Origin of the sequence: Burkholderia sp. Ac-20344 (genome assembly GCF_017104975.1) — a bacterium.
Lineage (GTDB): Bacteria > Pseudomonadota > Gammaproteobacteria > Burkholderiales > Burkholderiaceae > Burkholderia.
The window spans coordinates 1-24,752 of record NZ_JAAGPP010000139.1 but is presented as its reverse complement, the minus strand read 5'-3'; the positions used below and the strand labels follow the sequence as shown (position 1 = coordinate 24,752).

Genomic DNA, 24,752 nt, shown 5'->3' with positions numbered 1-24,752 from the left:
CTTCGCGCGTCGCCTGAAGACTCTCAAGGGGCTTACCCCCTATGAATACATCTGCAAGATCTCGACAGAAGAGCCGAAAAGGTTCATCCTCGATCCGCTCCATCAAATGCCGGGACTAAACACCTAGGGGACAACGGGCAGTATCGGAGAGGGAGATATTCGAGACTGTTGAGCAGCAGCGACAACTGGTCGTCACTTCCCAGCGGGCTACTCGAGCGCGACGCCGCATGGCACGTCAAGGTGGCGGTTTGGTTCCGAAGAGCAGCATCGAAGATCTTTCACTCACTGAACAGCGGCAGGTCGAGCAGGTGAACTACGACGCACCAGTTACCGCGTATGACGTTGAACAGTGGTAGGGGGCCAGCATGAAGCAGTGTGATTTCGCGCATCTGCTACCCGCAGCAAGAGATCAGGTCCTGCTCGGAAAAGAGGATCGCATAAAGGGTCTGCTACGTGACCGGTGGATCGACTATCCCCGAGCGACTGAAGCCTTGCAGCTACTGCAGAGGCTCTATTGTTGACGGCGGTGTAGATCCGCGCTTTTTGGGCGGCGCAGGCCAGAGAGAATCGCTCAAGTAATAAGGGAGCCTCGCGGCCCCCTTCGTTTTGATGCAGCGGCGCTTCCCATTCAGAACGGCGGATCGCGTTCGCGCGTGCGGCCGTGAGCTTCGGGGTGGCGCTGCTCGTGCAGCAGTTCATGGAGTTGGACGCCATAGAAGTCGGTCACGACCGCGAGCAGATCCTCGAGTAGCTCGAACACGGCGAGTGCTTGCTCAGGTGTCCAGTCGTCGGGCACGACGAACGGCAAGCCGCGACGGCGACCCGATGGCAGCAAGGGGCGGCTCATCACGCGGCCTCCCTCTTCGTGGCAGGCTTGCGGGTCTTGCGCTGCCGGGCACGCGCTTCGTTTCGTTCGCGCGCTTCCTTGAGCCGGTACGATTCGCCCTCGATCGAGATCACTTCGGCACGATGCACGAGGCGGTCGACCAGCGACACCACGCAGGCTGCGTTCGGGAACACGTCCGACCACTCCTTGAACGGCTTGTTGGTCGTTACGATGGTCGAACGAGCCTCATACCGTCGGCTGACCAATTCGAACAGCAGGTCGGCGTGGCGATTCGAGTACGAGAGGTAGCCGACCTCGTCGATCACCAGGATGTCCGGTGTCGCGTAGTGATGCAGACGCCGGCGCAGCGCCGAATCGCTGTCGAGTGCGGCGAGCTCGCCGAGCATCTCACTGGCAGATTTGAACAGTACCGTGTGACCCTGGATGAGCGCGTGGTGCGCCACGTTCTGCGCCAGCGTCGATTTCCCCACGCCGTTCGGGCCGATGAACACGACGTTCGTCGCATCGGCGAGGAACGTCAGCGACATCAGGTCCTCGACTGCCGCGCGGTCGATTCTCGCCGGCCAGGTCCAGTCGAAGTCGGCCATCGCCTTGAACTTGCCCAGTTTCGCCGCCCGGATGCGCCGCTGCAGCGAGCGGTGTGCACGCTCGTCTTCTTCCCACTGCAGCAGCGACGCGAGCCACGCGGCGCCGTCGATCTCGCCCCAGTGTTCGACGAGCCCGTTCAGGCGCAACGCCTTGGCACGCAAGCGCAGAACTTCAGTGTTGATCGTGGTCGCCGCCATCTTCTTCCTCCGCTGTCAGTTGGTCGTAGGTATCGAGCCGATGTGGCGGCACAGGCGCATCCTTGCGCCGTACATGCTCCGGCAGATTCATGGCGACGGGCGGCGGTGCCCCTCGCGCGATGCGGCGTCGCTCCAGCGCGGCCCGCACGGTGTTCGTATGCGCCGATCCCGCGCGCAAGGCATCTTCGACAGCCGCCTGCAACTCGGAGGCGCCGTAGCGATCAAGCAGGCGCAGCAGCGAGGTCGTGAGCCCGCCGATGTTCGCGCCACGCTCGGCTGCACGCATCAGCAGGAGTTGGCACGCAGGAACGGCGCGGGTCAGGCTGTTGATGCCGCGGTGCTGACGTGCCTCGCGCTTGAACGCCTCGAGTGTTTTCAGGTGCTGAGGGTCTTCGATCTGCTCGCCTCGGTCGTAGCTGCGGCGATGGCTGGCAATCATGTCGGCGCCGTCGAACACGCGGACCTGGTTGAGGTCGGCGCGAACTGTCAGCGTACGACGCACATGCGTATGCGGTACCGTGTAGTCGTTCAGATCGAAGCGCACATAGGGCGTCTTGCCGACCTTCACGGCCACATGTTCTTCGACTTGGAACGGGTTGTCAGGTAGCGGCAGCAGCAGCGAGCGCTCCTGAGCAAACGCTTCACGCACGGTCATTGCGCGATCCTCGGGGCACGGACGGTCGGCCGCCTGCGTACGGCACCAGTGTTCGGCCTGCGCGTTCAAGTCGTCGAGGTCAGTGAACTTGCGCGCAGCGAAGAAGGCTTCGCGAACGTGGCGTATTGCGCGTTCCACGCGTCCTTTCTCATTTCCCCGGGCGGGCGCGACGGGACGCGGCTCGAACCGATAGTGCCCGGCGAACGCAAGCAGCGTAGGATGGAAGCGAATCGCGTCGCCAACGCGCTCGAGCACGGCTGACTTCAGGTTGTCGTAGAGCAGAACCCTCGGCAGTCCACACCACGTGTTAAACGCACCAACATGTCCGCGCAGGAAGTTCTCCATCCGTGCGTCGAGGAAGAAGCGAAGGTAGATATCGCGCGAGTACGAGAGCACCATCACGAAGGCCATCAGCGGCCGGCGCGCGCGACCGATCTCGAGGTAACCGAAGTGACCCCAATCAACCTGGGCCTGTTCGCCCGGCAGCGTGCGTAACCGCAGGAAGGCCTCGGCTGGCTTGCGTGGGCGATGTCGCGCAAGCATATGCCGGAAGTGGTCTCGCGCGCCCTTGTAGCCGCGCTCGCGCACCATCACGTAGAGACGGCTGCTCGTGAGCGTCGGATACTTTTCCAGCGTCTGCCGGATGAACGGCAGGTACGGCTCGATCATCGAAGGTTTCGGCGTCGGACCGTATCGCGGTAGTCCGGCATTGGCGAGCACCCGCTGCACCGTCTCGCGATGCACGTGCAACTGCTTCGCGATGGTGCCGCACGGCCATTTCTCGACGTGGTACAGGCGCAGGATCTGCGCCTCGAGTTCAACCGGAATCGTCATCGGGGTCTCCGCAATCTGAACGGTGGCCGAAGGCAACACCTTCGGGGCGAACATGACGGGGACCACGACGACGCACAAAGCCGGTTCGCACCAGCTGTGGCAGCTTGCTGCCGCAGCAATGGCACCTCAGTTGATGCGGCGCCGCCGGGTAAACGGCGGCGTTGGCGAGTGCAACGGCGGCGGCGATCACTGCGTCACGGTCCGGCTGCAGTACACCATCGGTGGGGGAATCAGGTGAACCGTGATGCGTCACGATTTGACGCCGAGCCCGATACCGCCGCGATCGCTCGGCATGAGCGAAGCGCCCACGGCGAGTCTGCTGGTAGCGGCGGCCCGCTTCGCGCACGTTGTCTCGTCGTGCGACGGCGGCGCAGTCGCGGCAGTATCGGTTGCCGCGATCACACCGGCGGCAAATGAAGACCTGCACCCGGCAACGAGCGCACAGGTACAGACGGCCAGTAGCCTCTGACGACATCGGCAGTTCCAAAGGAACGCCGAAGAAATGGATTCGAACTGAGTCGACGCGACGCTGGAGCGATGCGATACTTGGGCCACACGCGTCCCCCGGCCGCGCCGATGGGCTGGCCATGTGGGTCCGTGGAGGTGCGACGCCGATCTTGCTTGGCGGTTAGAGGGGCGTCGCACCTGCTGTTTCTTCGGTGCAATGCCGTTCTACCATATCCCGCCCCATTATTGGCGCGCGCGTCTCCAGTCGCCCTACGGGCTCCTTACGACTCGCGCAATCTCATCCCGCTACATCGCGACTGGCTGTCGTTTTCTCATATTGCCAGCCTGCCGTGCCGCCGTTATCTGGCGCCGCCCGAAAAGCGCGGATTTGGACCGCCATCGACATCTATGACACGCCGAGACGTGAGCGCATGCCGTGTCTTCTGCTGCACGGCGACTCGAACATCGGGAAAACCAAGATAACGGCCAAGTTCAGGCGAGCGCACCCCAGCGAGTTCGACGAGAGAACCGGGGTAGAGCGGTGTCCGGTCGTGAGCGTACAGATGCCTCCCACCCCCGATCAGCACCGCTTTTACGCCGCCTTGCTCTTTGAGCTCGGTGCGCCACATAACCCCGCCGCGGGGCTTGCCACACTCGAGCGGCTCGCTCGCGACATCTTGCGGCGGATGTCGCCGCAGATGCTAATCGTAGACGAGGTTCATCACCTGCTCGCCGGAACGTACCGTGAGCAACGCGCCTCTTTGAACCTTCTAAAATACCTAGCCAACGACCTGCAGATTAGCATGGTCCTCGTCGGTACGCGCGATGCCGTTCTAGGGCTTCAGACCGATTCACAGATGATCAGCCGCTACAGACCATTCGAGATCCCAAGGTGGAGGGAAAGTGAAAGTCTTCGCAGGCTCATGGCTGCGTTCGAGAAAGTCTTGCCGCTACGAAAAACCATCGAATCTGTCGCGACGTGAGATTGTCCAGCTCGTTCTCGAGATAAGCGGGGGGCTGACTGGCGCCATATCTACGATCCTCAACGAAGCAGCAGAGTTGGCGATCAGGACCGGTGACGAGTGCATCGATATCGCTCACCTTGAACGAGTTGCCCGCGCGCATGCCTGACACCCACAGGCCGTGGCCCATCGCACCTCGCCCCTTCCTGGAAGAGGCGTTTGGTAGCTGGTTGGGTCGAATCGCGGCGCGGTATCAGACGAGCGTAGACTTGATCTGGGAATCTGGCACAGGCGTAGCGATGCCTAACCTGACCAAGGCCGGCTGGATCCTCTTTCCCCCAGTTCCATCCCCAACCCTGAGCCGTCTATCTCGCGTTGCGCGACTCAACGACGGCATTCTGAGCATGATCCAGACGCCGCATGAGTGGGTCTTCGACCAGAAGTACTTAGTGTATTGCTTCAGATGTCTTGTTCTGAACGACGCCGATGTCACTGCATCACGGTGGAAGAGGGAGTGGCTCGATCCGTCAGTCGACTACTGCCGGGTGCACCACAGCCTGCTCGAGACTGTTCCGCAATCGATTTTCGCCAGAGCTCCGAATTTCGACGCCGCGCTGCGGGCGATATCACGTTATCGATGCCCACCGCTTAGGCTGAGCAAAACACTACGCTAGCAGTATTAGTGAACATTGCTAGCACTCCTTTGGGCACGGCTAGCATTGATTGTGAACCCCTACATCAGGACGCGAAGGCCGATCTGTTCGAATACATCGAAGTGTTTTACAACCGCAGTCGTCGTCATTCGTCGCTCGGCTTGGTTTCTCCGGAGCGTTTCCTTCGGGACTGGATCAAAGCTCAGCAGACCAAGGATGCCGCTGCATAACTCGCGACCGTTGGAAGGCGAAAAACCGAGGGAAGCTCAAAACGTTCAGGCGCATCTTCTTCGCGCGCGCATCCGGGGCCGACATCAAAATCCCGAAGGCGGTCGACGCCGCGTTCGCAGGTGTCGATGACGAAATCTCGGCCGCGATCGCCACGTATCGTAGCCAGTGGACGCGGAAGCTGGAGACCGCTCTGTTCGAGCAGCGAGCGCGGCTCGTCGCGGCCGAGAAAAAGCTCGCCGTGAAGATCACGAAGAAGGCTAGCGAGGACGTCCGGATCGCCACGAACAAGATCGATGCGGCAACGCGCGGGCTCGACGATCTTCGCCGGCAGGACCTGCAGGAGCGTGATTCGCGGATATTCCCCGGTTGGGACGCGCCCGTGCTGATCGTCATTACTATTTCCCGCTCGCCGAAGCTTAGGATACGTTGAAATGGGCGCCCTCAGACGCCCAGCACAGCTGGTACATACCCGAACGCGGCAATCTAACTGAAATCGAGTGCTTTGGGTCGATCGTCGCTAAACGCGGAATCGGCTATGCTTCCGGCTGAGAGGTAATTCCGCAGGCTGTTAATGTACATTACCCTTATCTAGTCCAATCTTATTAAGGCGATCATACAGCCACCCATTATCATCCAATTCCGGCGACAAGCCAGAAACGCCCGTAGTCGACCCTCCACCGAACAAAATGGCAAAAACATTAGCACCACGCAACTCCGACAAGTGGTCATGTTGCAGACATTCTTTTGATTCGGATGAGGGACATAGCACCATGTAATCATGCACCGTCGAGGCTTCGTTATTATAATACTCGGAAGGTATGGGCAAACCTCCATAATACGCCTGCAAATTAGTCAATCCGCTTGTCAATTCCGGTTGACCCAACAAATAGGCCACCTCTGTTGAAGCATGATTGCCGCGCCGATCCGGTTCAGCTGAGAGCGTTGTCTGCATATGTCCACCAGGAATTTGCCAAAGCATTGTTGGTACATTGCCCAATCCCGTAGAGACCCCAGAAATATACTTCAAATAAACATGCATATCACGCGCATTATATAAATACCCGGCATTCGAGTATGTATCGCACTTGCCACCATGGTCATTGCAAGTGAAAGTATCGCGCTCATATTTATCGAACGCAAGAAAGTCAGGATTAATTTCCGGGTGGCCATCCGAATAAACCTGCATCTTTTTAAGGAAGCTCACCACCGCGGCGGAATGCTGGTCAATTATTGGTTGATTGTCGTGCGCTTTGTGAATCCAACCGTGCCCGGTCTCGTCTCCCGCCCATACGCTTTCATGCCACCCAAATGGCACATGAGGGCCAAATTTCCGTACAAGCCAGTTAATCGATTGCACATACACTGGCCAACTCTGTTTGTCCTGCAGCAACCATGCGGGAATCTCACTGACCGGAATCCCAAATGCAGTGAAGGCACTGGTAATTGCGGCCTTTACAGGGACAGGCATATCGAGTGGAACGGGACAATACCATTTACCGCACTGCTTCTGCAGCTCCCCCAAAAAATCTGGATTGAGCAACAACGTCGCAGGAACCGGATGCGAGGCAGAACGATAACCCTCCAACTGCTTGAGCAAGCTAATCAGGTTGCGATAATGCATATCCAAATTGATCGGCTCGACATCCAATTTTATCGCCTCCGCCCCGTCGCTTCCGTCTATTGAGTAAAACACAATGGTTGGCATCATCGTTCTTCCTATCGCCCCTTCGATCGTGCGAATTTGCGATACGATATTGTAAACTTTGGTATCAGGCGAGATAACCTGCCCCCGGTCCCCCGCGCCATTCACACCAGCGTATGTGAACGCAGAAAATACCGGCCTCTCTATGAATTGCTTCGTTTCACCCCCACCATTTATCACGCTACCAATTGCAAGGTCTTTCGGCCATCCGCTAGGCTGGGCGCTAGCGGCAGTGACCATCCCACACGCAATGCCAAACGCTGCAAAAATCTTCCGGACTATCATTTAATGCTCCTTTAAAAAGTTATCCGTTATAAGAACAGCTTTTTTCGCTCCTTGAATTAATCCCCGCAACCAACAATGTTCATTATTTTCGAATTCCTCGTCAATTTTTTCGACTTCCCATGCCATTGATTGATCTCCATCAACCCAGTGCGCGCAACAGATCGCTGCTTAATCCGTTGGCCTCCACGAATTCCGTCCGACCTCATGTCCCGGATGAGTTGAGCACTACAGACATATGCTGTTCGAGGCGGCGTCGGATGTGCTCCTGCTTGATGAGCACTCGCTCTAGCGACGCGCTGAAATTCGTGAAGAATTCTTGAAACTCGGTTACTCACTTCCTATGGGAACATCTTCAGGCGTCTCGAGCTGGCCATTAAAAAACCGCATACGCTTGAAACTCGATATTGGCTTTCAGCGTCGTCGGCTGTGTGACCCGCGTAGCCTTGTCGGTCAGGGTGGTATTAAGCACCGCTTGCACCGCGAAGCGCTTGCCCGAGGCGGGCAGGCCTTGCTCGACCGGCACGAGTTCCTGATTGGGCCCCACCGTGACGCGTGGCCCGACGGCCTTCGGCACACCTCCCCCGATTGCGCGCCCCAGCATCACGGGTCTGCCATCAAGTTGAGCGTTTTCGAAGCGCATCTCGGTCTGGCCACCAGCACCAAATTGAAACTGCCCGCCGGTCCCTGCACCGAACAGCCGCACCCGCATCGCGCCGGGTTCGTCGCACACCACATTGACCGTTACCTGCCGGATATCGAGCGACACGATGGCCGGCGCGAGCCGGGGGCCCGTCAGTGCCGCACGCGTAAGCCGGCCGTAGTCGACGTCTACATTACTGAATGACAGGCTGCACGCCGCATGTGTGGGCATTACGTGGAACATCGCAAATGCGACGAGGAAACCGACGCGGAGGCTGCGGGAAGCATGAGTCATTTGACGAAGGTGCATGTGGCGGTCGCGGGTTCGAAAAACGCGTTTAAATTGGGCTGGTCAGACAGCTTGAAATGCAGCGCACACCGCTGCTGGTTCGGGAGTTCGGCGAAGAGCTGCGTCTTCGGCTGAGTATTGGGAAGAAAGATAGTGCCGTTGTCGGCGGCGGCGGTCACGTAAGTGCCGGCCTGATCGTCGATCACCGCGCCGCGGGGGACCGTGGCGCCGTTTGACAACGTCGCCCTCAGCAACACGCGGCGCGTCTTGACCACCCCAAAATGCAAGATCGGGACAGCCGCATAGCCCGGCGAGACGGTGAGCAGGCCATTGTTGATGTCAACATTGCGCGGAAGCGTCTGGGTTGCCACCTCCACGCGGGAGGTTCGATACGGTGGTAGCGCGGGCAGGACCGCACGCCCGGTCCAATCGGTCCAGACCGGTCCGGCCGGGGTACTGAGCTTCACGCCAGCCACATCGCCGACGGATGCAATCGCAAACGTATCCTGGACCGGATAGGGCGAGGCCGTTATGCCGTGCCGATGCACGACCAGTGCACCGCTCATTTCCGCGGAATAAGCAGTGCTGTCGGTACCGCTCCGGCTGTAGCCGACACTCAGCTGCGAGTACCGCGGCAGCAGATTCAGGTTGCCAGTCACGCCGGTGACACGGTTGTCGGCGTCGCGGTCGACCGACGCCATGTAGTTCACCTGGTCGTTAACGATTTGACTCTCGCGCACGCCATACGCGGTGCGCGTACGGGTTTGATTGGTATAGGTGCTAACAGATGCCGAACCCAGCGGAATGCTCACATTCGTGTACACCATATTGCCGCCCGCGTAAGCCGCATTGCCGCCGATACTGCGCTGAAAGCTGACGGATGCAGTCACCCCACGGGTAAAAATCTTGCTCCACGAGCCGACGGCGTGTGCGATCATCTCGCCGTTCCTCAGCGTAGAGCGGCTATAGCTGAATGTCATGCCACCGAGCATCTGATTCGACCAGGTATAGCTCGCCGTATACTCCGCCTGAAACAGACTCAGCGTGGTTGTGGCGGGATCCTGGATCGAATCCAGCAGGTCCCGATAACCGGCGCTGCGCCGGGCAGCGGACACGCTCAATGATGATGCGTCCGTCAAGCGCGCGCCGGCGCTCGCGTTGATCTGGACGCCACGTTGCTGATGATGCTGGTCGGTCGCGAACTGGACTGTTCCGGTCAAGGTCGTGTGGTTCAGTGGCAACGCGCTCCAGCCGCCGGCGAGTGCGTAGTACTGGCTGGCGATCATCGCGCCAGCCTGCAGGTTGAGCCCGGGCGAGACCGCGAAACCGTCGCTGGCCGTCATCAGCCACGGCTTGGCAAGCACGGCATCGCCGACGTTGCGCACCTGACCGGCGGCGAACGACAAGCCTTGTGGTGCGCCGAGTTGTGCCTGTTGAAACGACGAGGCCGGCACGATGAACTGGTGCCGGGCGCCATTGGTCTCGATCACCGTCACGTTTAAATCGGACGTGACGTTGAGCAGCGGCAGGTTCGTCAGTGAGAACGGTCCGGGGGGCACCAGCGTCGAATAGACCAGCGCGCCCGATTGGCGGATCTCGACGCGCGCTTGGGTTTGAGCAATCCCGGCAGCGACCGCACCGTTGTTCCGGTTGGACGTCTGCAGCGCCGATTCTGGCGCGACCTGGATCCCCATCAGCGAGGATCCGCTGAACAGGGGGCCGGCCATGTTGATCTGGCCGACCTGCACCATCGCCCTGCGCGCCACCCACGCATGCGCGGCGTACGTATAGAGCGGCGCCCATTCAGTGTGGCCGTCGCTAGCGCTATAGATGTGGCGGCTGCGCAGCATCCATCCGCCGAGATTCAGGCCCGCCTCGAGCGTAGCCTGTCGATAGGCGCTGGTGCCGTCGGCAAACTCGTTGTGTGTGCCCAGCAGATCGTAGTTCAGGACGAAGGCGCCACCGCCCGTCTGATAGTCGGCGGTGTCCGGGGCGGGGGTGCTCAGAGCCTGTTGCGGCACGACCAGATCGACCGCGGCGTCGTTCGGATGGAGCGTGATGACCGTTTGCGGAAAGACCGTTCGGTAGCCGTAGCTGGCGGACGTGCCCGAGACGCGGGTGCCCCCGGTCGCGCATACTGCATCAGGAATGACAAGGCCGGCATGCTTGAGCAGCGCCTCATCGAGGCACAGCTGGCCGGCGTCGTCAAAGCGCGCCTGGACGGTGCCGCGCGATGCGCCATTGACGCGCAGCTTGACGGTGGACACGCCGGGCGGAAAGCGCGGCGCGTCCTTGAAGTAATCGGACAACGCTGGATTGATGCCGCGCGCCCTAAGCACGTCGGCATCGAACCGGGTCTGCGCGTGCGACCGATCGGCACTGGCGAGCAATACCGCCAGCACCAGCACGCGCGCCAGCGATGCGGCCGGAACACCCATTATGAATTCGGGGCAGACGAGGTGACGAGCGGCGCATCGTAATGCGCGACGGCGAAGCCATAGGTGGTGGCCGGATTGATCCGTACCCCGCTGGCGCCATCGGGCAGCGGCGCGACGGCGCCAGGTTGGGCAAACTGATGCGCCCGATCGGCTTGGACCGGGGCGCGCGCGATGCCCACCCGCTCGCCGGGCAGGACGTAGGGATGCGGCAGCAGCAACGGCGTGTGGCTGGGCAGCAGCATCGCTTGCTGGGCGAGGCGCACGACATACGGCGACGGATTGCTGACGCTGAGCGTACCGTGCTGAAATGACCATTGGAGCCGGGTCCAGGGGTCGTCCACCATCTTGAGGCCCTGCGGGTGCAGGAGCACAGGTAGGCTCTGGCGCACGGTGATCTGCACGCGACTTTGCGTGGTGTCGTTGCCCGGCGGGATGCCTTCGAAAGTGACACGCTCCAGGCGCTCGGTCTTGAGCGGCGTGGGGCTGGTCAGCACAAAGCGAACGAGTTGGGACTGGCGGGGCTCGACGCGCGCGACAGGGGGCGTGACGGTCAAGAGTGGTTCGGGGTCTTCGGGCAGATGTTGAATCGTGGTGTACAGCAACGCCGGCTGTGCATCGGTGTTCGTGACGATCATCGATGCCTCACCGTCGGCCTCACTGACGACCACGACCGAGGTCTCGGGTTGCACGCCGGAGGCGTAAGCCAGCGATGAGAGCGAGGCCGCCATTAGCATGGCGAGCCACACGGCACGTGAAATACTCATGGAATAATTAGGATAACGAAATTTAATGAGGCCCGGGGGAGCCCTAACCAGCCCGAAGCGGTCGACCGTGCCCGGGTTAGAGATAATTGAGCGTGAACAGCATCGCGCCATCGAGCTTGACTATACTGTCGAGCGTCAGCGTCTTTGCCGGAGCGATGGCGGCGGAGACCGACAGACCGACGGAATAATCTTCTGCCGCGACAATGGAGGTGTCGCCACCGCCATCATAATTAGTGAACACGTACGTCACGCCTTGCGGTTCGGGGGGGTACCACCCGGCAACAGTACTTCCCGGTAGGCCAGCCCAATCACTTACCACATCACCCGAAGCGCCCTGAAGGACGCCTCCGTGCACAAACACACTGTCAGCATCCCATTGACCCACCGATGCGCTATATGCTCCGATCTTGTGTCCAGCGCGATCGAATCCCAGGCCGGCGCCAGAATGCGGAATGGCCGACCACCCCCCGGTATCTTTAGGGCCCTCGATGAAATCCGTATTCCCGCCCGCAGAATCCTGCCGATTATCTGACACGGAAATCGAGATCCGGGTTTTGGCCGGACATTGGATATGCAGCGCGTAGGGGAAGAATTTGCTACCCAGTTTCGTATCGGTATCCCAATTCAGTTGGGCGGTAGACAGAGTCCCGTAATCGATTTCGTTGCCGAAGGGGGTGGTGATCGTGCAAGCCCCAGGCACGATTTTGCCGGTGATGGCCAAATCGACGCTCGGCGGTGGTGCGGCAAACGCGGCCGTGCTCAGCAGCAGGCTAGCGACCGCCACCGAACAGGCGACAAGCCGGCCTTGCCAAGCTAAGTGAATTGAAAGCATGGCCGTTCTCCGACTACAGATAGCTGACGGTTAACGTGGCCGACCCGTCAAGATTGATCGGGTTATTCAGATCGAGATTCGAACCCTTGTCGATCACGGCCTGCACGGCGACCGTGCCGGCGACAGCTTTGCCGGCCAGCGGTGTGGAGGTGCCGGACGCGCCCCAACTCACGACCTTGGTGCCGGTGGGATCGAGCAGGCCGTCAGCGCTCTTGGTCCAGGTGGTCTTGTCGGGCGAACCGAGCACGTCGGTCGCGACGCTGTCCACCGTGACGCTCTTCAGTGCGACGGCATAGCCGCCGATATTCCTGCCACCGCTTAAGTTCAGGCCGAAGAAGTCAGCATCGGGCAGACCGGCGACGCCCAGGATGGTGTTATCCGTTCCCAGACCGGTCGAGGCCGTACCGGCGTGATTGTCGAGGACCGAAAGCGCCAATTTGGCATTTGCATCGCAGTTGATGGTCAGCCCTACGTCTTTTTCGTTCAGAGGGTTCGTCTTGTCCGTCTTGAGGCTAGCGGCGATGATATTGCCGTAATCGATGTTATTCGCGAGTTTCACCGTGCAGGCGGCAGGAACGATTTGACCGGTGACCTTGAGTTCCGCAGTCGGGGGGGCGGAGGCAAACACGGACTGGGACACGACAGTCAACACGCCGAGTGTCGTCAGGCGAATCAGATAATACTGCATACTCAAATACTTCCTCTATTAAATGGAAATTGAAAGGAGGCTCGCACCATCAGGCGCGGCCGTACGTCAGACACGCCACATCGGCAAGCACAAATATAAAGATCGGCTCGCGTTTGGTTGACGCGTGCCAATGCTCCTCTCAATGAGTGGCCAACATGCAATTAAACCCGCACCGCACCGAAACTGGCTCGTTTCAGCACGGAAATCGTTGGTTTAGATGGCATGCTTCGAAAAATTACGCTTCAATGCCGAATTGTCTGTTTGGCATTTCCAGCACTGTAACCTCGGTCGCGGCACTGCCTTCTGAATTGCCCATGAAAAAATCTCAGTTCCGGCATGAATCACTCTGAATAATCCATGAAACCCTTGTGGCTAGTGGAGTTGGTGATGTCCGTCGCCTGATAGTTTGGAATGATGGCGCGTCGCGACTCAAGCGCCAGCACGGACAGAACAGACTGTCAGGAGAATACTCGGTGAGTACGGACAAGTAACAGTGAAAAATCACCAGTCCAGTTGCCGAATGTCCGGACCGGCTGATTCAACTGGGCTGGCAGGTCGCCATGGGTTCCCTTACGACATTTTCTATGCATCCAGACCGATTAGATCTTTTCGGCCCAGATCCTCTAATCCTGTCTGCGGATGATTCATCAATTCGAAGGCTTTAATGCCGGGGCGACCAAAATTAGACATCAATATTCTAGATCGAATTACTTGATCTCAACACCTCCACTTGCCGCCAGATTCGGTACGGTAGATATCAACACATCCTATATTATAAATCTTAAAGAATCGATTCTAGATACGACAGTCGCGACAGGATGGAATGAAATAAGATTGTAATAAAATTAAAATTGGTATTCTTTGATAACTCTCTAACACATTTCATTCGCGAATCGCGAGCAAACCACAGCAGTGGCAGGGATCGCCGACCATCATGGCCTGCAGGAACTTGCAAAGAACTACTACCAGGTTTCCAGCACTCACTGATCAACCACCGCCTGCCCCTGTATTTCCCGGAAATGCACCGCTATTGGTGCACTACCCGCAACGAATGGCTCGCGCGCTTTCTGCTCGAGTTTCCGACACCGACGCACGTACGCGCTCTAGATCGCGAAAGCTATGTGGCTGCTGCATGGGAGCTGGTCGGTCGCAAGGTTAATCTATGGTCACCCCCGTTTTTGCAACACTGATGTTGATGTGTGATGGCTTTGCACAAATCTATCCGGCGTCGTTGTGAGGAACGCTCCTCGCGCCACGATGAGAATCGCGCCCGGCGATCCTGATAACAGCTGCAGCTTCAGGAAGCTCGTTAACCTTTCAGGGTGGCTACAAGAAACGTCTCAGGCCAACTGCCGTGCGCCAAATTAGACCAAGATGTCAAGTCGAAAAGGAAACTAAATAGTAGAATTTTCATCCAATATTGATGAAAATCAAGGTTTTGATATCCATCAATATATCGATAATTTAGAATAATATTCTGTCCAGCGCCGTTATTCGCAGCTCCTATAGAAAATAATTCTACCGCTGTAATGATAATATTATTTCTCCAAATTCACAGAAATCGAGAGAAAAATGCGCAAATTTGCTCCAGTCATGCTCTTTATTCTGGTTTCCTTGACATGGGGAACGACGTGGATGGCGATGAGCCTCGCGCTCAAGACAGTTCCACCAATCTTCGCGACGGGATTACGATTTTTGTCGGCATCCCCCTTCCTACTGGCGATCGCGTGGGCGCGTCAAATCCCGGTTATTTTTCCTCGCGGGCAGCGCCGCTTTCAGGTCTTCGTTTCCATCGCGTATTTCGCCATTCCGTTCACGCTAATGATCTATGGTGAACAATACGTAAGCTCCGGTCTCGCCGCGCTAATCTTTTCCAACATGCCTGTCGCAGTATTGGCCTGTTCGGTCATTTTCCTAGGAGAGCGCATTACGCTCACGAAGGTTGCGGGCCTGTTCGTCTCACTCGCGGCGCTGGCGGGGATTCTGATGCAGGAACTCAATTGGGGAGAACATAGTAGCTACAAAGGGGTCGCTGCGCTGCTTGCCGCCGCGCTAACCCACGCGTTTGTATATACGATCTGCAAGAAGCGGTGCTGCTCTGTCCCCGTCATCACGTTCAATGCGTTGCCCTGCCTATCAGCCGGCGCCTTGCTGCTGACGGTCGGAACGCTCGTTGAGCGTCCGTCGCTCGGTGTGGTATCTCTCACGTCACTCGGCGCAATCGCCTATCTGGGCGCTTTCGCGGGTGTCTGCGGCATCCTCGGCTATTTCGCACTTCAGCAACGGACTAGCGCATTTCGCGCTTCGCTTGTATTCGTCGTATTTCCACTTATCGCAATCGGACTCGAAAATCTGATGAACGGGCATGCGCTTTCCCATCGCTCGATCATGCTCGTCGTGCCGCTTATCGCCGGCATCCTATTGACTCTCGCCCCCGAACAAGCACGCAACTTGCTGCGCGAAACAGTCCCATTAATTTCAGAAAAAGAAAAAAACTAACGACCTCCAATAATTTGGCTGACATTCATTGTCAAAAATTTCCTCCTCTTTAACGCCCCACATATCGCCTAAATTCTCGTCGGATTCTACGTCGCCTTTTTCTCAAGGAAGCATACCAATGAATTCAGTTCACATCGTGCCGAACTTGTCCGCACGCACGATCCTTCGCATGGCACTCCGCGCTCGTCGGAATGAAGATCAAGTAATTACACTATCAGATGACCTGACCGTCGGACCGCTGCGCGATATAGACGCCTCGCCTGAGAGTCGCTTGTCTTTCTTCAAAAGCATGAATACTGGTATCGATATGACAGAAATTATTAGAATCGACATTAAGTCTGTCATCCACATCATCTCGATCGCTTCCCCTGTCATTGTTTGGCATGCACCGTGCGCGAACGACCAATTAACATTGCGGCGCGTCGCACATCTGTTGCATCAGGTTCCACACCTGTTGCATGAGGCGTTACTGTCGAGCGGCGACCTTGTTCCGACGCACCGTGGAACAGCCAATGGTCAGTGTTCGGTCGCGTCGTTCGGGCCGAACGTTCTCGCATCCAAACTGAAAGACATTGCTCCAATGACCGTCTTACGCGTCAATAGTCTTGCGCGTGAATGGGAGGAATTCAAACGCTTCGACGCACCATGGCGTCGGTGGCAACACGGCGCCATCGAGAACTCTCACTTCATGGGTCTCGACGTGTTTCTAGTCCAGGATATGCCAGGCGATTGGATTCCAGCCACCCATGTTGTCAGCAAACTCACGAGCGCCTATTTCGTGAGCGACACCATAGCTATGTGGCGTATTGCAGAAGCTGCAGCGACGGGGCGCATCGAATTGGAGGGCACGATGTGCGATTGGGGCACGCTGAAAGTAAGAGCATCGCACAGAGTTGGATAGCCGGAAAAGTGGAACTTCTCGAGCGTTGACCCTGACCCAAGAAATAGTCCGGTTCAAAAGTAGAGAAATTCGGCATGATGTGTGCGGATGACCTGAGACGTTTCTTGTAGCCATCCGTCAAGTGAGTTCTCTTTTATCCTAGGTGCAAGGAAGACTCGATGAAGAAGCGATTTACCGACGAGCAGATCATCCGCATCTTGCGCGAGTCCGAGAGCCGGGATGAGCCGGTGAAGGATCTATGCAAGCGTCACAACATTTCAGAGCAAACGTTCCATCGTTGGCGCAACAAGTTCGGCGGGATGGACGTGGCTGAGGCCCACCGGCTGAAGGAACCGGAATCGGAGAACGATCGGCTCAAGCGCTTTATCGCCGAGCAGATGCTGATAATCGACGGCCTGAACGAGTTCAGCCGAAAAAAATGATCACCCCGACGGGCCGGCGCGAAGCGCTGGAAGTCCTGACTCGGCGGGGGCTCTCGCAACGCAAGGCATGTCGCTACCTGGGACTGAGCCGCCGAGTGGCGACCTATACGCTCAAGCAACCGGAGAAGGATCGGAGTCTGGGCGAGAGGCTGATGGCGGCCGCGCAAGAGGTGCCGCGCTTCGGCTATCGCCGGATGTCGGCCTGGCTGGCGTTGAGCGAATCGCGTGTGCGGCGAATGTGGCGAGCCCTTCAGCTCAACATTCCGCGCCGACGTCCTCGCCGACGTCGTTGCGGCGACGACATACGCCTGCCAGGCGCCACACAGCCCAATTCGGTTTGGAGCTATGACTTCGTGCACGATCAACTGGTGGATGGCCGGGCCTTGAAGATGCTATGCGTGATCGATGAATACACCCGCGAGTGTCTGGCGATCGAGGTTGGCGCCAGCCTGCGGTCGCAGGACGTGATCTTGACGCTATCGCGACTCATGCGGCTGTACGGCAAGCCCGCGTTTGTTCGGTCGGACAACGGCGCCGAATTTACCGCTGCCAAGGTCATGCGTTGGCTGCGAGACGCTGCAATCGGTCCGGCCTTCATTGCGCCTGGCAGTCCATGGCAAAACGGATTCGTCGAAAGCTTCAACGGCAAACTGCGAGACGAATTGCTAAACCGCGAATGGTTCCGCAGCCGCGCCGAGGCCAAGGTGCTCATCGAGCGCTGGCGGCAGTTCTATAACGAGCGCCGGCCCCACAGCGCTCATCGCTACCAACCTCCGGCCACGGTCCGTCGAGCCTGGCTGGATTCCGATAATATCGACGCGAGACTCACTGCCTGACTGGCTACAAAATTCCACCGCAGGTCACGGACGCGAAGGCCATCCGGCACGCGTGAGCATCGACATCCAGCGGCGTCATGAAGGTCTAGCCGGATGTCGGACACGTGATGCGCTACAATCGGTAGCACGATATATTTATCTGACGAAAACGAAATCCCGACAGGATGTTAAGTGCATGAATGGAATGTAGCTACCGGTTCGTGGGTTGCGGGAGAGCTAAGTGGCAAAGTACTTGATCGAACAGCGTCATATTTTTGATACGCATACGATGTCGATCGCATGCGACGGGGCAGTAACGCCATTGGCTGCGAACGAATCTGAATTGCTTGGAATGCTGATGAATGGCGGGGTAACCAAGCAAACGGTGATCGAGCAGATATGGGAACGCAAAGGCGTCTATGTAACAGAGGGCAGCTACCACCAACTGGTAAGGGCGTTGCGGGTAAAGCTCGAAGCTCAGGGGGTGGACCCATCGGTCGTGAAGACGCTACCACGCCTAGGGTTGAAATTTATCGGCAGCATATTAATAGTAGCCGATGGCGACAACGGATCTTCCATCCCTGTGTCCGATGAGGTCAATGTCGAATCGATCGCTGATTCGCCAACGTTTGTCGCACCTACATTAAGTAAGCCGGCCGTGCCCGAGTGCGCTCCTTCCAGCGAACTGCTCCGATTGAACACGAACGATGTACCTGCGGCCAAAGATGATTCGCCACCGGATCATTCATTGCGGATGCCCGCAAGCAATTTGGAGCCAGATGAAGCGCACGCGCTGGTCCGGCACGCGCCGGTGCAGCGCAGCAAGATCTCGGCGCGCACTGGAATTCGTTGTGCACTCTGCCTTGCAATTGGCGTTTGGACTTGTGTGCTTGCGTGGAAAACTTTGTTGCTTCCGGACACACGGTTTCACTTTCAATTTCATAGTACCGTCGCGGGTATCCATTATTTTTCCAACGGAAAGATGACTCAGCGCTCGTTGCTTGCAACGGTTGGTGTGATACCGAAGCCGGGTAACTATGTATATCAAATAGGACTCGGCGCTAATAATTGGATAGCTGTCTGCCCGGCCTCAATTTTCAAGACACCAGAATTATGCGACTCCTATCTTATCGAACAGAGTTTTTGATCGCTCTCCTTATTGGGCTGTTGTCGACGTGGACGATTTACTACACTCGCCACAGTAATCCTGATATTCCGCAGGGAAAGTGCGTCATGCGGCAGCCGCGATTCACCATGAGCAAATATGGTGTCGAGCGCACAGCTGTTCTTACTACTTCTTTTTGGCTCGCGGCTGGCCGCATTCACATGAATGGCTGTTATAAAAATGGTGAAGAGCTCGTTGAAATAGATCGCAGCGTCAGTATTAAGACTCTCTTTGGTCACGACGGCGACTTGCTGAGCAAAGTTTGCTCGATGTCGTATTCACCGTTCGACAACGGCACCAAGTTAGTGGTGCCCGACGCGCTCGAAAGTCCGGGATGCGAAGTAGGTCTTCATTTTAGCAAAGTCACTGATCGAGCTTGGATCGTACAAACAGACGACAACCGAGCGGGAATGTGTCTCGTAGAGAAGTGAAGCAACAGGAACCGGTCTTCATGAGGCGGCTTTGCACGATGCGACTATCGCTTGCATGACTGGTGCCCAATCGCCAAAAGTGCCTTGTCGAAACGGACGCATTGATCATAGGTGCCGCGCAAATTCGGAAAACCGGACAAGCTGAACTTCCGGCCGCTGATAAACGTGGAATGCTGGAGCAGATCTACAGTGAATTTCCCGGCATTTCGGATCCGGCCTCCGATGAAGGCTTCATCCGAAGGTTGTAGACTGCACATCGCTCTTGCAACCCGTTCAATTTATCACGTCGACCCTTATTAAATTGGTGACCCCGGATCATCAAGTCGACCACGCGCCAAACCCAATAGGCACAAGCGCTTTATAATTTAATCAGAGCAATTCAAGAATTAACTGAGATTTTTTCATGATCGGCCCAGCGGCAAGCGCTGACCCCCATGCTACAGTGCCTGCTATATCGCTGTGATCCAATTGGCGCTCCAGCGGCAAATGCATTCGATTTAAAGATCGCATATCTGGGCGTGCAATCGCATCGGCAAGCGCACCGCAACAAAATAGCTTTATGGTCAAGATTAAATTATTTAACAATATCATTCTTATACAGATAATCCCTGAGTTTTGTCGAGTTTTCTGCGGTGCCGCTCGAGTTTGATTTTTAGATGGTTTGTCACGCATCGCGGGGAACATTGGTGCATGTCTATTGCGCGTGAATTGATATTTATATGTTCGAGTATTTATGAAATTTATCTAGTTATTATTGATGCGGCAGATCATGAGCAATTTTTGGAAATCGTTTGAACAATTCCCCTATGGAGATGTTGTTCCGCAGTTTCGGGATGGACTGGCGCCGGGTGACGCGGAAGATCAAGCTACCGCAGTGTCAGGTATGAGTTGGCCTCTACACGAACTGTATTACCTGCAGAGGTATGCGCTGCATTGCAAGCTGTCTCACCAACCAATTGGGACGTCTTTTCGAAGCCGTGACCGACAAATGCACTTTCATCAAATGACTCATGCTTCAGCAACCTCCTCGTCGATTTCCTCGTCGCATGTGCAATGGTCCACGTGATGCCCACACACGCAACGTACAGCCTGACCCTCGGTAATGGAGCCAGCCAACTCTGATTTGCTGGGTTTCGGCGCCAGTCACGAAGCCATCAGGTCGACCTTTGTCAAACCATCGTAATTGATCACTTACACGGAGAGCCCTATATGTTCATGTTTCTTCCCTTCCTGCTATCACTGGTGTCTATCGTTGCAATGTTGTATCGCCCGCGTCGATACACGACGACTTGGTTATTCCTTTTGGCGCTGATTGTGACGCTTGCATCGTTCACGCATCACGCGAAAGATTCACTCAATCTTCATTTCTGAAAGGCACGTCGACAATGAATACGAGAACTCGTGGGAAAGACAATTATTTTGCGAGGCTATCGAATTTTTCGCTAGACGCGCTCGGGTTAATTGGAATTAGTTCAGCTCTACTCTTCGCACTCTATTATCAACTCGCGTTTGGCGAACTGCCATGCCCGCTTTGTCTGCTGCAGCGCGCTTGCTTGATCCTCGTTGGAATCGGATTTGCAATGAATGTGAACTATGGCGTGCGCAATACTCATTACGCGTGCGTACTCGTCAGCGCGGTTGCAATCGGCGTGGTCGCTGGACGACAGGTCCTGTTGCACGTTGTGCCGGGCACTGGCAGTTACGGTGCCACGTTGTGGGGTCTCCATTTCTATACGTGGTGCTTTATTGCTGCAGTAGTAATCATTCTATTCGTGGCTGCATCGCTTGCGCTTTGCGTAGACGGGAAGAGAAGGCCGTCTTCGGCAAAGAGTATGTGGGCGCGATTCGCGATAGGAATCTTTGTATTCACAATTTTTGCAAATCTTATTGCCACATTGCTCGAATGCGGTGGCGGTGAGTGCGCTAGCGATCCGGTTACGTACAAACTGCTGTCGAGTACCAGGGCTGATCCGCTTTAGGGATCCCGGACTGATTGGAGAGTGAGTTTTGCGACAAACTTAGAGGTGGCCGCGCAAATTCGGACAGCCGGATAAGTGGAACTTCCGGGGCCTGAGCCAGCGATAATGCTGGCAAAGGAACCGAGAAATGACGAAGAGAACTCGGCGGACGCACTCAGGGGCGTTCAAAGCGAAGGTGGCGCTGGCCGCAGTCAAGGGCGAGCGGACGCTGGCCGAATTGGCGCAGCAATACGACGTCCATCCGAATCAGATCACGGAATGGAAGCGGCAGTTGCAGGAGCGTGCGGCCGATGTGTTCGGTACGGCTGGGTCGCCGTCAACTGAGCCGCCCGTGGACGTAAAGACGCTGCATGCGAAGATCGGCCAGTTGACGCTGGAGAATGATTTTTTGTCCGGAGCGCTCGGCAAGTGTCAGCGTCGGATAGATACTCCCCACTTTCGTCGAAGTAATTTTCCCCAGTTTTTTGTCTGACGGCGCCGCGGTAGCGGTGCCGTCCTGTCGATCGCCGACCATATCGCCCTGGAGATCCGTCGTGGGGGTGTCGGTGGTCGAGCTGGAGGAAGTGATGACGATTCTGGAATTGCATCGGCAAGGGCTGAGTATTTCGGCCATCGCTGCTCGACTGGGTATGGACCGCAAGACCGTTCGTAAATACATCAGGAATGGCGTTCAGGCGCCACGTTACGGTCCGCGCGCACCGCGACCGTGCGTGGTCGATCCGTTCGTCCACTACGTTACTGAACGTGTGCGCGAGTTTCCCGACCTGAGCGTCGAGCGACTGCTGCGCGAGATTCGGGCTATGGGGTACACCGGCGGCCGCACGGCGCTGGGCGACCTAGTTCGGGAGGTCCGCCCGCCACGCCAGCGCGGCTTTGAGGTGCGCTTCGAGACGCCTGCCGGGCATCAAGCATAGGTGGATTTCGCCCACTTTAATGTCGAGTTCGGCGACGCGCCTGGCCAGCGACGTTCGATCTGGCTGTTCTCGATCGTGCTTGGGCACAGCCGCTATCTCTGGGGACGTTTCGTCGAGCATCAGGACCTGCAGACCGTCCTGCGCTGCCACATGGAAGCGTTCGAGCACCTCGGCGGCGCTCCGCGCGAGATTCTGTACGACCGGATGAAGGCGGCCGTGGTCGGCGAAGTCGAGAAGCACATCGTCTACAACGCGAAGCTGGTCGCGTTCGCCCAGCACTATGGCTTTGCGCCGCGCGCCTGCAAGGCGTATCGCGCCAAGACCAAGGGCAAGGTCGAGCGTCCCTATCGCTATATCCGGCAGGACTTCTTCCTGGCGCGCCGTTTCCAGAATCTCGCCGACCTGAACCGACAGTTGCGCGAGTGGCTCGATACGGTGGCCAATGTGCGCGTGCACGGCACGACGCACCGCGTCGTCGCCCAGCACTTCGGCGAGGAACGCCCCGCGCTGCAGACGTTGCCGGCCGGCGCCTTCAACGGCGTGATCCGGCTCGAGCGGCGCGTGAGCCACGAAGGCCTCGTCTCGGCCGGCGGCAACTACTACAGCGTGCCCGATCGTACACGCAAGCGCACGCTCGACGTCCACAGTCTGGCTCACGAGATCCGCATCTACGAAGACGGTGAACTGCTGGCGGTTCATCCTGTGCTGGAAGGCCGGCGACGAACCTCGCTGTTGCCCGGTCATCGGCGCGCAAGTCAGCGTAAGCAGCCGGCACGACACCGGGCGCCATCGGTGACAGCAGCCGTGGTTCGCCGGCCCCTGTCGTTCTATGACGAGGTCGCAAGACGCCTCGCGGATGCCGGGAGGGCCGCATGAACAGCATGCCTGTCTCGACACTGGAACGCATTCGACGCTATCTCGTCGGCTTGCGCATGCCGCGCGCGCTCGAAACGCTGGACGCCACCCTGAATCGCTTCGAGCAAGGCGACAGCTCGATGCTGGAAGTGCTGGAAACGCTGCTGGGCGAGGAGTTCACGACGCGCGAAACCCGGCGCATCCGGATGGCGTTGCAGACCGCGCGACTCGGCACGATCAAGACGCTGGCCGGTTACGACTTCAGCTTCCAGCCGAGCCTCGACCGCGACCGCATCATGGCGCTTGCGCAGCTCGAGTTCATCGAACGACGGCAGACCGTTCATTTCCTGGGGCCGCCCGGTACGGGCAAATCGCACCTGTCGATCGCGCTGGGCGTGGAAGCCGTGCGCGCCGGCAAGAGCGTCTACTTCGGCTCGCTGGCCGAGATCGTCAACTCGATGGCCAAGGCCGAGCGGGAGGGCAACCTCGCACAGCGCGTGCGTTTCCTCGCCCGTAACAGCCTGTTGATCGTCGACGAGATCGGTTACCTGCCCATCGGCTCCAACGGCGGCAATCTGTTCTTCCAGCTCGTCAACGCCTGCTACGAGCGCTGCGCGATCATCCTGACGTCCAATCGCAGCTTCGGCGAATGGGGCGAAGTGTTCGGCGACAGCGTGGTCGCCGCGGCGCTGCTCGACCGGCTGCTGCATCACGCGATCGTCGTGCAGATCGAAGGCACATCGTACCGCCTGCGAGAACATGCCGATCTGCTGCCCGACCATCTGCGCAACCGGCCGTCTTCCCTGAATCACACGCCCGCTGAACCGGTTCGTCGGCGCCCGGGCCGTCCTCGAAGGAGCTCATCCGATCACATCACCGGCTGATCACCGTCCGAACAGGGTGGGGAATTTTACTTCGACACTTCTGGGGAAATTACGTCCGACGTTGACAGCTGAATGAGCTCTCGTTCCTGGCGAGCGCGCATAACGTCGTGTTCATCGGTGGTCTGGGCACCGGCAAGACACACCTGGCGACAGCCATTGGCATCGAGGCGGTGCAGCGGCGTGGCAAGCGTGTCCGGTATTTCTCGACCGTCGATCTGACCAATGCACTCGAACTCGAAAAAGCGGCCGGCAAGCAAGGGCAGATTGCCCACAAGCTGATGTACGTCGATCTGGTGATCCTCGACGAGCTGGGCTACCTGCCGTTCAGCTAAACCGGCGGGGCGCTGCTGTTCCACCTGCTCTCGAAGCTTTACGAGCACACCAGCGTGGCAATTACGACCAACCTGAGCTTCGGCGAGTGGGCCAGCGTGTTCGGGGATGCAAAGATGACGACGGCCTTGCTGGACCGCGTCACCCATCACTGCCACATCGTGGAGACAGGCAACGAATCCTGGCGCTTCAAGACCAGTTCGGCGAAAGCGAAGGCGACGAGAAAGAGGACTGCAAAAACGACGGACGGTGAAGCGTTATCCACACCGGAATAGATGGACTACGCTGTCTGCGGGTGGGTCAAATTTAGATGAAAACCGTGGGTCAAGATTCGGTGAACATCAACAAGGCATCCTCTGTTTGAACACCTATACGGGGCTGACCTGCCCTGGAATTTTCGGACCATCTGAAAGTTGAGAGAATGGCTTCCAACGGAGAAAAGGAAGTCATGAAGAAGAGCCGGTTTACCGACGAACAGATGGTCACGATTCTGCGCGAGGCGGACA

21 protein-coding genes and 6 pseudogenes are annotated in these 24,752 nt (G+C 57.6%); 16 read left to right on the top strand and 11 right to left on the bottom strand.

The window, feature by feature from the left end; genetic code table 11:
* Window positions 1-127: pseudogene (locus G3N64_RS31470) on the top strand (IS481 family transposase); the annotation flags it as partial.
* Between the two features lie 501 nt (window positions 128-628).
* Here G3N64_RS31470 and G3N64_RS31465 read toward each other — a convergent pair.
* Genes G3N64_RS31465 through istA (G3N64_RS31455) form a run of 3 tightly spaced genes read right to left on the bottom strand, consistent with a single transcriptional unit; the run spans window position 629 to window position 3,121 of the window.
* The gene (locus tag G3N64_RS31465) at window positions 629-847 is read right to left on the bottom strand and encodes a hypothetical protein (protein ID WP_205787651.1); all 219 of its coding nucleotides are present in this window, start codon (window positions 845-847) and stop codon (window positions 629-631) included.
* The gene (gene istB / locus G3N64_RS31460; RefSeq protein ID WP_205787650.1) at window positions 847-1,632 is read right to left on the bottom strand and encodes an IS21-like element helper ATPase IstB; all 786 of its coding nucleotides are present in this window, start codon (window positions 1,630-1,632) and stop codon (window positions 847-849) included. The genes G3N64_RS31465 and istB (G3N64_RS31460) overlap by 1 nt, the downstream gene beginning before the upstream one ends.
* Complete coding sequence (istA, locus tag G3N64_RS31455) at window positions 1,607-3,121, bottom strand: IS21 family transposase (protein ID WP_205787649.1); 1,515 nt, start codon at window positions 3,119-3,121, stop codon at window positions 1,607-1,609. The genes istB (G3N64_RS31460) and istA (G3N64_RS31455) overlap by 26 nt, the downstream gene beginning before the upstream one ends.
* Window positions 3,122-3,143: 22 nt before the next feature.
* On the opposite strand from istA (G3N64_RS31455), the gene G3N64_RS31450 reads away from it, so the two are divergent.
* The 5 genes and pseudogenes from G3N64_RS31450 to G3N64_RS40470 all read left to right on the top strand — a co-directional run.
* Window positions 3,144-3,359, top strand: a complete 216-nt coding sequence (locus G3N64_RS31450; RefSeq protein WP_205787648.1) for a hypothetical protein — start codon at window positions 3,144-3,146, stop codon at window positions 3,357-3,359.
* A gap of 640 nt (window positions 3,360-3,999) precedes the next feature.
* Window positions 4,000-4,551: a TniB family NTP-binding protein gene (locus G3N64_RS31445; protein ID WP_241021306.1), complete on the top strand. Its 552-nt coding sequence runs from the start codon at window positions 4,000-4,002 to the stop codon at window positions 4,549-4,551.
* Between the two features lie 140 nt (window positions 4,552-4,691).
* Window positions 4,692-5,204, top strand: a complete 513-nt coding sequence (locus G3N64_RS31440) for a TniQ family protein (protein ID WP_205787647.1) — start codon at window positions 4,692-4,694, stop codon at window positions 5,202-5,204.
* A gap of 68 nt (window positions 5,205-5,272) precedes the next feature.
* A pseudogene (locus G3N64_RS31435) lies at window positions 5,273-5,413 on the top strand (IS3 family transposase); the annotation flags it as partial.
* A 35-nt stretch (window positions 5,414-5,448) separates the two neighbouring features.
* Window positions 5,449-5,802, top strand: a pseudogene (locus G3N64_RS40470) (hypothetical protein); the annotation flags it as partial.
* A gap of 180 nt (window positions 5,803-5,982) precedes the next feature.
* On the opposite strand, the gene G3N64_RS31425 reads toward G3N64_RS40470, so the two are convergent.
* The 6 genes from G3N64_RS31425 to G3N64_RS31400 form a co-directional block, all read right to left on the bottom strand.
* Window positions 5,983-7,401 carry a hypothetical protein gene (locus G3N64_RS31425; protein WP_205787646.1) on the bottom strand — a complete coding sequence of 473 codons (1,419 nt, stop codon included), beginning with the start codon at window positions 7,399-7,401 and terminating at the stop codon, window positions 5,983-5,985.
* 373 nt (window positions 7,402-7,774) lie between these two features.
* Window positions 7,775-8,350, bottom strand: a complete 576-nt coding sequence (locus G3N64_RS31420) for a hypothetical protein (RefSeq protein WP_205787645.1) — start codon at window positions 8,348-8,350, stop codon at window positions 7,775-7,777.
* Window positions 8,332-10,767: a fimbrial biogenesis usher protein gene (locus tag G3N64_RS31415; protein WP_205787644.1), complete on the bottom strand. Its 2,436-nt coding sequence runs from the start codon at window positions 10,765-10,767 to the stop codon at window positions 8,332-8,334. Before G3N64_RS31415 ends, G3N64_RS31420 begins: the two co-directional genes overlap by 19 nt.
* Window positions 10,767-11,531, bottom strand: coding sequence for a fimbria/pilus chaperone family protein (locus G3N64_RS31410; RefSeq protein WP_205787643.1), 765 nt, complete (start codon window positions 11,529-11,531; stop codon window positions 10,767-10,769). The genes G3N64_RS31415 and G3N64_RS31410 overlap by 1 nt, the downstream gene beginning before the upstream one ends.
* Window positions 11,532-11,607: 76 nt before the next feature.
* A complete protein-coding gene (locus G3N64_RS31405) occupies window positions 11,608-12,363 on the bottom strand; it encodes a DUF1120 domain-containing protein (protein ID WP_205787642.1) in 756 nt (251 codons plus the stop codon).
* Window positions 12,364-12,376: 13 nt separating this feature from the next.
* Complete coding sequence (locus tag G3N64_RS31400) at window positions 12,377-13,051, bottom strand: DUF1120 domain-containing protein (protein WP_205787641.1); 675 nt, start codon at window positions 13,049-13,051, stop codon at window positions 12,377-12,379.
* Between the two features lie 1,572 nt (window positions 13,052-14,623).
* Here G3N64_RS31400 and G3N64_RS31395 point away from each other — a divergent pair.
* The 5 genes from G3N64_RS31395 (at window position 14,624) to G3N64_RS31375 (ending at window position 19,284) form a co-directional block, all read left to right on the top strand.
* Complete coding sequence (locus G3N64_RS31395; RefSeq protein WP_205787640.1) at window positions 14,624-15,550, top strand: DMT family transporter; 927 nt, start codon at window positions 14,624-14,626, stop codon at window positions 15,548-15,550.
* A gap of 118 nt (window positions 15,551-15,668) precedes the next feature.
* On the top strand, window positions 15,669-16,451 hold the full coding sequence (locus G3N64_RS31390; RefSeq protein WP_205787639.1) for a DUF1835 domain-containing protein: 783 nt from the start codon (window positions 15,669-15,671) through the stop codon (window positions 16,449-16,451).
* A 158-nt stretch (window positions 16,452-16,609) separates the two neighbouring features.
* Window positions 16,610-17,709 (top strand): IS3 family transposase gene (locus G3N64_RS31385; RefSeq protein WP_205787638.1). Its coding sequence is split into 2 segments (ribosomal slippage): window positions 16,610-16,862 and window positions 16,862-17,709, totalling 1,101 coding nucleotides; the frame shifts between segments, so codons are not numbered across the junction.
* A 220-nt stretch (window positions 17,710-17,929) separates the two neighbouring features.
* Window positions 17,930-18,835, top strand: coding sequence for a helix-turn-helix domain-containing protein (locus tag G3N64_RS31380; RefSeq protein ID WP_205787637.1), 906 nt, complete (start codon window positions 17,930-17,932; stop codon window positions 18,833-18,835).
* 107 nt (window positions 18,836-18,942) lie between these two features.
* Window positions 18,943-19,284: a hypothetical protein gene (locus G3N64_RS31375; RefSeq protein ID WP_205787636.1), complete on the top strand. Its 342-nt coding sequence runs from the start codon at window positions 18,943-18,945 to the stop codon at window positions 19,282-19,284.
* A gap of 369 nt (window positions 19,285-19,653) precedes the next feature.
* Here the strand turns inward: G3N64_RS31375 and G3N64_RS31370 are convergent, their stop codons facing one another.
* Window positions 19,654-19,956 (bottom strand): hypothetical protein, encoded by a 303-nt coding sequence (locus G3N64_RS31370; protein ID WP_205787635.1) that lies wholly within the window; start codon window positions 19,954-19,956, stop codon window positions 19,654-19,656.
* 713 nt (window positions 19,957-20,669) lie between these two features.
* Between G3N64_RS31370 and G3N64_RS31365 the strand changes: the two genes are divergently transcribed.
* From G3N64_RS31365 to istB (G3N64_RS31345), 5 genes and pseudogenes are all read left to right on the top strand, one after another.
* Entirely contained in the window at window positions 20,670-21,263 is a 594-nt protein-coding gene (locus G3N64_RS31365) for a disulfide bond formation protein B (protein WP_205787634.1), read from the top strand.
* Between the two features lie 127 nt (window positions 21,264-21,390).
* Window positions 21,391-21,651 (top strand): annotated as a pseudogene (locus G3N64_RS31360) (transposase); the annotation flags it as partial.
* A 145-nt stretch (window positions 21,652-21,796) separates the two neighbouring features.
* Window positions 21,797-23,053: pseudogene (gene istA / locus G3N64_RS31355) on the top strand (IS21 family transposase).
* Complete coding sequence (gene istB, locus G3N64_RS31350) at window positions 23,050-23,916, top strand: IS21-like element ISBcen28 family helper ATPase IstB (protein WP_205787633.1); 867 nt, start codon at window positions 23,050-23,052, stop codon at window positions 23,914-23,916. Before istA (G3N64_RS31355) ends, istB (G3N64_RS31350) begins: the two are co-directional and overlap by 4 nt.
* Before the next feature lie 53 nt (window positions 23,917-23,969).
* A pseudogene (gene istB, locus G3N64_RS31345) lies at window positions 23,970-24,521 on the top strand (IS21-like element helper ATPase IstB); the annotation flags it as partial.
* Window positions 24,522-24,570: 49 nt separating this feature from the next.
* Here istB (G3N64_RS31345) and G3N64_RS31340 read toward each other — a convergent pair.
* The coding region (locus G3N64_RS31340) for a hypothetical protein (RefSeq protein ID WP_205787632.1) at window positions 24,571-24,752 on the bottom strand (182 nt) is incomplete at its 5' end.